General features: G+C 67.3%; 9 protein-coding genes. 7 read left to right on the forward strand and 2 right to left on the reverse strand.

The annotated features are described in order from the left end of the window. Positions 1-5: 5 nt before the first annotated feature. Positions 6-623 (reverse strand): hypothetical protein, encoded by a 618-nt coding sequence (locus AIIKEEIJ_RS17580; RefSeq protein WP_338020977.1) that lies wholly within the window; start codon positions 621-623, stop codon positions 6-8. A 168-nt stretch (positions 624-791) separates the two neighbouring features. After that, the gene (locus AIIKEEIJ_RS17585; RefSeq protein ID WP_238406450.1) at positions 792-1,982 is read right to left on the reverse strand and encodes an insoluble domain protein; all 1,191 of its coding nucleotides are present in this window, start codon (positions 1,980-1,982) and stop codon (positions 792-794) included. Here AIIKEEIJ_RS17585 and AIIKEEIJ_RS17590 point away from each other — a divergent pair. From AIIKEEIJ_RS17590 to AIIKEEIJ_RS17620, 7 genes are all read left to right on the forward strand, one after another. Beyond that, positions 1,969-2,709 carry a helix-turn-helix domain-containing protein gene (locus AIIKEEIJ_RS17590; protein ID WP_235194013.1) on the forward strand — a complete coding sequence of 247 codons (741 nt, stop codon included), beginning with the start codon at positions 1,969-1,971 and terminating at the stop codon, positions 2,707-2,709. The two genes, AIIKEEIJ_RS17585 and AIIKEEIJ_RS17590, sit on opposite strands and share 14 nt — an antisense overlap. Before the next feature lie 141 nt (positions 2,710-2,850). Then, the gene (locus AIIKEEIJ_RS17595) at positions 2,851-3,036 is read left to right on the forward strand and encodes a toxin-antitoxin system HicB family antitoxin (protein WP_003939322.1); all 186 of its coding nucleotides are present in this window, start codon (positions 2,851-2,853) and stop codon (positions 3,034-3,036) included. 341 nt (positions 3,037-3,377) lie between these two features. After that, entirely contained in the window at positions 3,378-4,379 is a 1,002-nt protein-coding gene (locus tag AIIKEEIJ_RS17600; RefSeq protein ID WP_043797414.1) for a hypothetical protein, read from the forward strand. Positions 4,380-4,463: 84 nt separating this feature from the next. After that, on the forward strand, positions 4,464-4,736 hold the full coding sequence (locus tag AIIKEEIJ_RS17605) for a ParB family protein (protein WP_043797413.1): 273 nt from the start codon (positions 4,464-4,466) through the stop codon (positions 4,734-4,736). Continuing rightward, positions 4,733-4,990, forward strand: coding sequence for a ParB family protein (locus AIIKEEIJ_RS17610; protein ID WP_043797412.1), 258 nt, complete (start codon positions 4,733-4,735; stop codon positions 4,988-4,990). Before AIIKEEIJ_RS17605 ends, AIIKEEIJ_RS17610 begins: the two co-directional genes overlap by 4 nt. Positions 4,991-5,368: 378 nt before the next feature. Beyond that, positions 5,369-5,641 carry a hypothetical protein gene (locus AIIKEEIJ_RS17615; protein ID WP_043797411.1) on the forward strand — a complete coding sequence of 91 codons (273 nt, stop codon included), beginning with the start codon at positions 5,369-5,371 and terminating at the stop codon, positions 5,639-5,641. 388 nt (positions 5,642-6,029) lie between these two features. Further along, positions 6,030-6,806 (forward strand): DUF2637 domain-containing protein, encoded by a 777-nt coding sequence (locus tag AIIKEEIJ_RS17620; RefSeq protein WP_235194012.1) that lies wholly within the window; start codon positions 6,030-6,032, stop codon positions 6,804-6,806. The last annotated feature ends 388 nt before the right edge of the window (positions 6,807-7,194 follow it).

Genomic DNA, 7,194 nt, shown 5'->3' on the forward strand with positions numbered 1-7,194 from the left:
CCGGACTATCCCCCGACTGCTTCGATGGAGCGGATCAGCACCCGGCCGTCCTCGGCCGTGGTCGTCGTGATGCGCTGCTTGAACTCGTAAGGGCGATCCGGGCGGACCTCGGTGATCTGCGCGCTGTAGGTGTTCGGGCCGATCGTCGTCACCTCGAGGCAATGCGTCGTGCCCAGCGGAACGGTGTCGATCCCCTGCTGAATCGTCGCCGCGTCGGGCAACGGCGCATCCGGTGCCATCAGCTCCCGCACCGCCGGACCCGACCGCAGCAGGTAGTAGCGGTGCTCGAGCGCCGCGATCACGCCCTCACCGGAGACCTGATCACCTTCGCCGGGTGAACACCGATCCTCCGCCGCAGCCGCCGTGGTCGGTGCCGCAGTTGCCGTCGCCGGAACCAGGCCACCGAAGTCCGCGTCGTCGTCCCCGCTCAGCGCGCCGACCAGCGCCGACACGCCCCAGCCGGCCATGCCCACCACCGCGACAGCCGCCAGGCCGACGCCGCCGTAGAACAGCCCACGGCCGACCGGTGAACCGGTCGCGGAGGTGGTCGATCCCGCCACCGCCGACGCAGCAGGCCGAGCGGGGCGGCGACCGGCCTCGGCCGCCGCCACCACTCGAGACACCGACTCACCGCCGCCAGCTCTCCCAGCGGAGGAGAAACGCTCCTCCGGCACCGGTGCCGACACGCCCGTTGGCACCATGCGGGTTCGGGGTGCCGTCGCGTCCAGGACGCGCGGTGAACCCGGTAGGTTGCTCCGTTTCATCGCCTCGTCTCCCCCCTCGACCGCGACTCAGGCGCCGAGCGTCGGTTCCGCGGCGCCGTCCTCAGCGGGAACCCCGCCGACGACACCGCCTCCGACCGCTTCACTGATCAGACGCGCGGCCAAGCCCGGCGTCGCGTCTTCGAAGAAGGACCCGAGAGTGTCATCGACCTGCTCGATCACCTGCTCGCCGCCCGGCTGCGCTGCGACGAACTCGCGGGCCTGTGCATCGAGAGCCGGGGCGTCGGCCGTGACGAACTGCGTCACCGCGTCGGCCACCGGAGCGGTGGCCGGATCGACCTGCCACTCGGTGACGGTGGAGGCGACCTGGTCGGTGATCGACTCCTGGTCGAGGTCCGGAACCTCGATGTCGATGGGCGAACCATCCTCACCCGCGCCGTAGACGGTCCCGGCCGCAACACCGAGAGCGCCGCCGCCGACCGCGCCGACCACGGCAGCAGGGACACCCGCCACCGCCGCGCCGATACCGGCCCCGGCTGCCGTACCGGCCACACCCCCGGGCACCCAGCCGATGCCGGGCACCAGGACGCTGCCTGCTCCCATGCCGAGGTTGCCGCCGATCGTGCCGCCGATCAGACCGCCGGTGACCGCGGCCGGGACACCCACTGCTGCCGCGCCGCCGATCGCGCCGACCGCGCCACCAGCGACCTGCGCGGCCGCCAGACGCTCGGCCTCGGTCGTCTCGATGCCCACCGAACGGTAGCCATCGGTGACCATCGCCTCGATTGCGGCGGTGTTGCGGTTCACGTCGTCCGCATCGGGATCGGACACCCAGTTCGGCTGCTCGAACAGCAGTCGACCGGCCCGAATCATCTTCGGCGGTGCCTGGATCGGCGCGGTCGGCTGGACTGCGACCGGCAGATGGAGCCGGCCCGGATCGATCGGGGCCGGCGCGCTGTAGTAGTCGGCATCGTAGATGCCGGTCTCGTAGTCGTACCCCGGCAGCGGGCGGGTCTCCCCCCGGTACTGCACCGGCACCGGAACCCAGTAATCGGCCTCGTTGTTCTCTGCCGGAGCTGGTTCGGGCGCAGGAGCCGGAGGCGTCGAGGTGATGCCCGCTTGGCCTCCGCCGCCGGGCTCGGGTGTCGAAGTGATCCCGGCCTGCCCCCCGCCGGAATTATCGGTCGGAGCCGCTGCCGCGGTCGGCGCCAGTGCGATGACCAATCCGGCAGCGGCCGGAGCCAGCGTGGCGGTGCTCAAGACCGCACTGGTTGCCCTGCGGCGGCGATGTCTGCTCACGAATAACCCTCCCGTTTCATGTGGCGCGCCGGGGGAGATAACCGCATGGCCCCCCGGCCGTTCGGTGCCCCTTGCGAGCGAGCTGAGCGTACTGATCGACCGCTTTCCCGCCCACTGCGGCTCTTTGTATCATAATACCACCGCAACTTACTACCGGAAATGCAAATCCGCACGTCAGGAAGGGTGCAAGATGGATGAGTTCCTAGCCCAGAATCTGTCCCAGCAGGGAGGGAGATTGTCGAGAAGCACGGTTCGCGGCTTCAGTGGAGCCCGGCTTCGCCGCCTACGGGAAGCGCGCGGACTGACCGGAGACGACCTGGCCGATGCCGCAGGCATCTCCGAAGCCACGCTGCGCTCCTGGGAGATCGGGCGTGCCAATCCCACGCCCAGCCTTCTTGCCGACGTCGCGAAGAAGCTGCGCGTGACAATCGGTGACCTGCTCGTCCTTCGCTCCGACGAACTCACCCTCGCCGATCTTCGCACCCTCGCCGGCCTCAACCAGGCCGATGTCGCGCAAAAGCTCGGCGTCGGCACCACCACACTCACCCGCATAGAGAAGGGCCGGCGCGACTACGACCCTGAGGTCGCCCGCGAACTCGCACGCATCTACAAGGTCAAAGTCCGCGAGCTCCGCACCGTATGGGAGCGCACCCGGCAGATCCGCCTCGACATGCTCGAGAAGCTCTAGGCCGACCTCGTTCGGCGAAGTTAGAACCGTACAATAAAACCACGCGCCACGCCGAGGTGCGCGGAAACTGACAAAGGCCACTCGGCCCGCTAACCTGAAGCAGATTCATCGGCCGATCTTGAAGAACGGGGGGTTCGCACAATGGCACAGCCACACAAAGGCGACCGCGCCGCGATAACTCTACGTATCCCCGCGGAGCTGCATCAACAGCTCCGTCGGGACGCCGAAGACGCCAGGATCGCGCTGTCTCAGTACGTCGCCGACCTACTCGCACTCCAAGCCGGTAGGCCGGACCTTGCCCGCGAGATCAAGGCGGTGCCCGTGTAAACCCCAGCCCAGAGGGACGGTAGCCGCCAACTAGACGCCCCTCAGAAGCGGAAAACCCCCCACCGGCCAAGGTGGAGGGTTCTCCAAACCAAATATCTGCCCGATCGGTCGCCAAACGTTTCGGGCATTCGAACTTTCTCTCCCAGAAAGTCTTCGCTATGCATCTTAGCGAGCGCACCGCGCTTGATTCAACTTTTGTCCACACGAGGCGTGCCAACCGTCGAGGCCCCGGCCGCGCCGCTCCCAAGACCCGCCGCGGCCGCCGTCGCGGTAGCTACCACCTCCACGTCGCCGATGGCGCCTACTCCCCCATCCCCGTCTGGGACTCCCGCGCCGGATGGATGCGCCAGATCATCACCTGGGCGCGCAGCGACACCGGCATCCAAACCTGCCGTCAGCACCGCCTCGCCCCGGACAAGTTCATCGCCGCCGCGAACGCGCACGCCGCCTACGCCGACGAATCCACCGGCCGCAGCCTCACCGCAGCTCGGGAAACCCTCGCCGAGTACGCCGGCATCAGCACCGACGTCCTCGACCGAGCCCGCCGGATCCTTCGCCGCATCGGAGCCGCAGTCGAAATCGTATGCGGTCGCTACCTGACCATCGCCGAACGCATCGAGGCCAGTCTCGCTCACGGAGGCCGCCAACTCCGCGCCGCTTCCGTATGGGCATTGACCAGCAAGTTTGCGCTGGATCCTTCGGTTTATCCCCAGTTTCCGAATCATGCGGATCTACCGAAGAACCCCTTGGGTTCTTCGGATATCTCCCGTTCCCGAGTAATCACCAACGCGCGCGCTCCGCGCCGCGCCAAGGCCGAGACCACCGCCTACCCTCGACCACTGCGCACCCAGATCGCCGCAGCACGCCTCGCAGACCGCCTCGCACCCACGATGCCCGACTACCGAGGCATCGACCGGGACGGCCACTACGTGCCAGGCACCAGCCACCAGCACATCGGAGCCATCGCCGACGCCCTGACCGACGCCGGAATCGACACCCACCGCTGGACCGGCGACGCCATAGCCGACCGGATCACCGAGTTCCGCCACGACCGCACCCTGCCGCGCCTAACGTCCCCGGCAGCCTTCCTGCGCTGGCAGCTCCGAGCCCTCGCCGACGTGTGGGCCGGACCCACCCCCGCCGAACGCCGCGCCCACATCCAGGCCGAACGCGCTGCCGCCCGCGAGGCCGAACTCGCCCGCCGCGCCGCCAACCCCCCAGCCAGCGAGCAGACACGCGCCGCCGCCCGCGCCGACCTCCGCCAGCTCCTCGCCACCCGCTCCACCCACTCCGGCCCGCGGACCCAGGTCCGTAGGGACCGCTTCGGCCGCCGTGTCCGCTGAGCACGTCCCCACTCCGTCCGGCCCCGGCGCGCACAATCGGCGAGGCCGCAGGCCCGAACCCACCCCGAAGTTACGATGAGAACCATGACCGGGAAGAAGCGCATGGCCTTCGACATCACCGAAGCCGACGCCGACCGGATCCGCGCCGCCTACGTCGGCACCCGCGTCATCCTGCCCCCGGCCACCCTCAGCGAGTTCATCACCGACCTACTGGTCGAGGCCACCGAACGCCTGGAAGCCGAACACAACGAAGGCCGGCCCTGGCGCACACCCAGCCGCAGCGAACTCAAATCCCTCTCCCAGACCGGCGTCGGACGCAACGCCCCCGGCCGCCCAGGAGAGCAGGACCAGCAATGACCAAGGCGTCACGCACACCGCGACCCAAACTCGGGTTCCACACCGACCAGGCCGAACGCATTCGCGCTGCCTACCTCGGTACCCGCGCAGTCCTCCCGCCGAGCACCTTCAGCGAATTCCTCGAAGCCGCCGTCCTCGAGACGATCGAGCGACTCGAAGCCGAACACAACAACGGCCACAGCTGGGACGCCCCGGCCGCCGGGGAAGTCAAGTCCACCGCCCAGACCGGCGTCGGCCGCTGGAATCGCACCTGACGGGTCCTCTGTCGCACGTCCTCAACTGCGTTGAGGACACGATGAGAACCACCCACTCTCACCGGCGGCGGGACTCTCACGCCTCATGGATTCCATTATCACTATGGAATCCATGATATCAGGCAGCAGCGCCGAATAACCCTCGAGCACCCATGCGAGCGTGCGCGAGAATCCGCGACAATAACGCTGCCACCAGCGCAAACAACGCCCACCACGTAGCCGGCCGAATGACAGTTGCCGCCGTCCTTCTCGTCGTGGCGGTAACCATTCTCACCTTCGAGCCGATAGCGGGCCGCACCACGACGCAAGATCGGTCGGTGCCGCGTGACACAGTGCCGACCACCGACTGACCGAGCCTGAGAAAAGACCGCCACCGACGTGAACGAGCTCCACCTCTACGCCCGAACCATCTACCTCGGCTTCGACGGCCCGCCCGAGCCTGCCCGCGACCTCGTCGGAAGTCTCACGGGTCTGTGGTGGCTACTGATCGTCGCGGCGCTCATCTGCTTCGGAGCGTGCGAGTACATGCGGCGAAAAAGCGTGACCAGGAGGGAACGGCAAGAGAAGAACAGACTCGGCGCTGCCCTCTTCCTCTACTGCGGCCTCATGGGATTCGTCGTCGGCGTCTTCGGTCTGATCGCCGCGAACTAACCTTCCCGAGCTTGATACCCGGGAGGCTCGATACTCGATCTCTTCTTTCCGCGAGCGTGCTGTCGTGGCCGATCGTCGTCGGCGTGGACGGATTCGCACTCCGGAGCCACGGTCCTGCCGACATCGCGAGACGCCGACCCGAACGATAAGAACCATCACGCGGCCCGGACCGGCTCCCCCGAGAACCGGCCGGGGCGCAGCCGTCTCATCTCACGTACCCGACTCGATCCGGTCGTGACCTGCGACTCTCATCTGAGAAACCCCTTCTCATGCCATGGTTCTCATTGTTACTATGGGAACTATGATGTGGACGAAGCGACGCCAGAACAAGAACACCTCAATGCCCGAGAACGTGACAGCCGTCAGCGGATCCATGTGGTTCGCAGGCGTGACCATCACCGTAGGAATCGGGGCGGCCGCGTTCATTCTCAGCTTCCTCGCACTGCGAGACCTGTGCATCCAGGCCGGCCAACCGGAAGAGATCGCCTTCCTGTTCCCCGTCATCGTCGACGGAACGATCCTGCAAGCCACGATGGGAGTCGTCTCCCGACGTCACGACCACCGGGCGCGACGATTTTTCTGGAAGATTCTCATCGGAGCCGCCACCGTCTCGATCGCAGGAAACGCGATCCACGCCGTTCTCACCACGACCCCCGGCTTCAACTCCGTTCTCGCCGCCGTGATCGCCACACTCCCGCCGATCTCACTGCTCGCCTCCACCCACGCGCTGACCGTTCTCGGCCGTCGCACCGCCGCACCCACCGAGAACCCCGCCGAGACCCACATCGAATCCGCGCCCGCGACACAGCCGCGCCGTGAGACCGCGAACGAGAACGCGACCGCACCCAAGACTCACGTCACGACCACCACCGAGAACTGTGCCGCCGCCGAGACCGCGAACGAGACCCCGGTCGCGCAACCGACTCGCACCGCGACCGCTGACGCTCTCACTCGACAGCTCGAGGTGCCACTGCCCCACCTGCCCGGCACACACCTCGACACCAACCCCATCCCGACCTTCCACTCCCACGAGGAACGTCGCGAATGGGCACTCACCCGACGCCAGGCCGGAGTGGACGTGCCCGTCATCGCCCAAGAAGTCGACCGCTCCGTCGCCACCGTCTACCGCTGGCTCTCCGAGGCAGACACCCCGATCACCATCTGAGCATCACAACAACATCGGAAAAGCAACTTTCCAGCGTCAAATCTGAATCAACAAACAATCAGACCGACATCAAAAAACGTCCACGTCTGATGCCTGCCAGTCTCACCTCGGCGCATCGAACTCGGGAATCGCCCCCGGTTCGGTGCGCCGAGTCGCATTTGCAGCGTTGACCAGGGGCGATCCCGCCCCCGGACCCCCTTCGGGGTGACCGAGGTGTCGACGAGCAGTGTGCTCGGTGGTCGGTGTGGCAGTCGGATCTTCGCCTCGTTGGTCTCGGGGCCGGCAAACGTATGCTCCCGCGGCCGGCGGACGGTGCCCCCTCGCCCTGGCTAGGAGTGTGCCCCGGCTCGTCTGCCGTGTGTCGGCTCTACCGATCCCCGGGGGCTCC

It is taken from the genome of Rhodococcus sp. YH1, from assembly GCF_009939605.1.
In the GTDB taxonomy this organism is placed as follows: domain Bacteria; phylum Actinomycetota; class Actinomycetes; order Mycobacteriales; family Mycobacteriaceae; genus Rhodococcus; species Rhodococcus aetherivorans.

What these genes read in the sequence shown, in the direction of transcription:
- AIIKEEIJ_RS17605 (WP_043797413.1), top strand. Translation starts at nt 4,464, where the DNA reads ATGACCGGGAAGAAGCGCATGGCCTTCGACATCACCGAAGCCGACGCC.
- AIIKEEIJ_RS17600 (WP_043797414.1), top strand. Translation starts at nt 3,378, where the DNA reads ATGCGCCAGATCATCACCTGGGCGCGCAGCGACACCGGCATCCAAACC.
- AIIKEEIJ_RS17610 (WP_043797412.1), top strand. Translation starts at nt 4,733, where the DNA reads ATGACCAAGGCGTCACGCACACCGCGACCCAAACTCGGGTTCCACACC.
- AIIKEEIJ_RS17595 (WP_003939322.1), top strand. Translation starts at nt 2,851, where the DNA reads ATGGCACAGCCACACAAAGGCGACCGCGCCGCGATAACTCTACGTATC.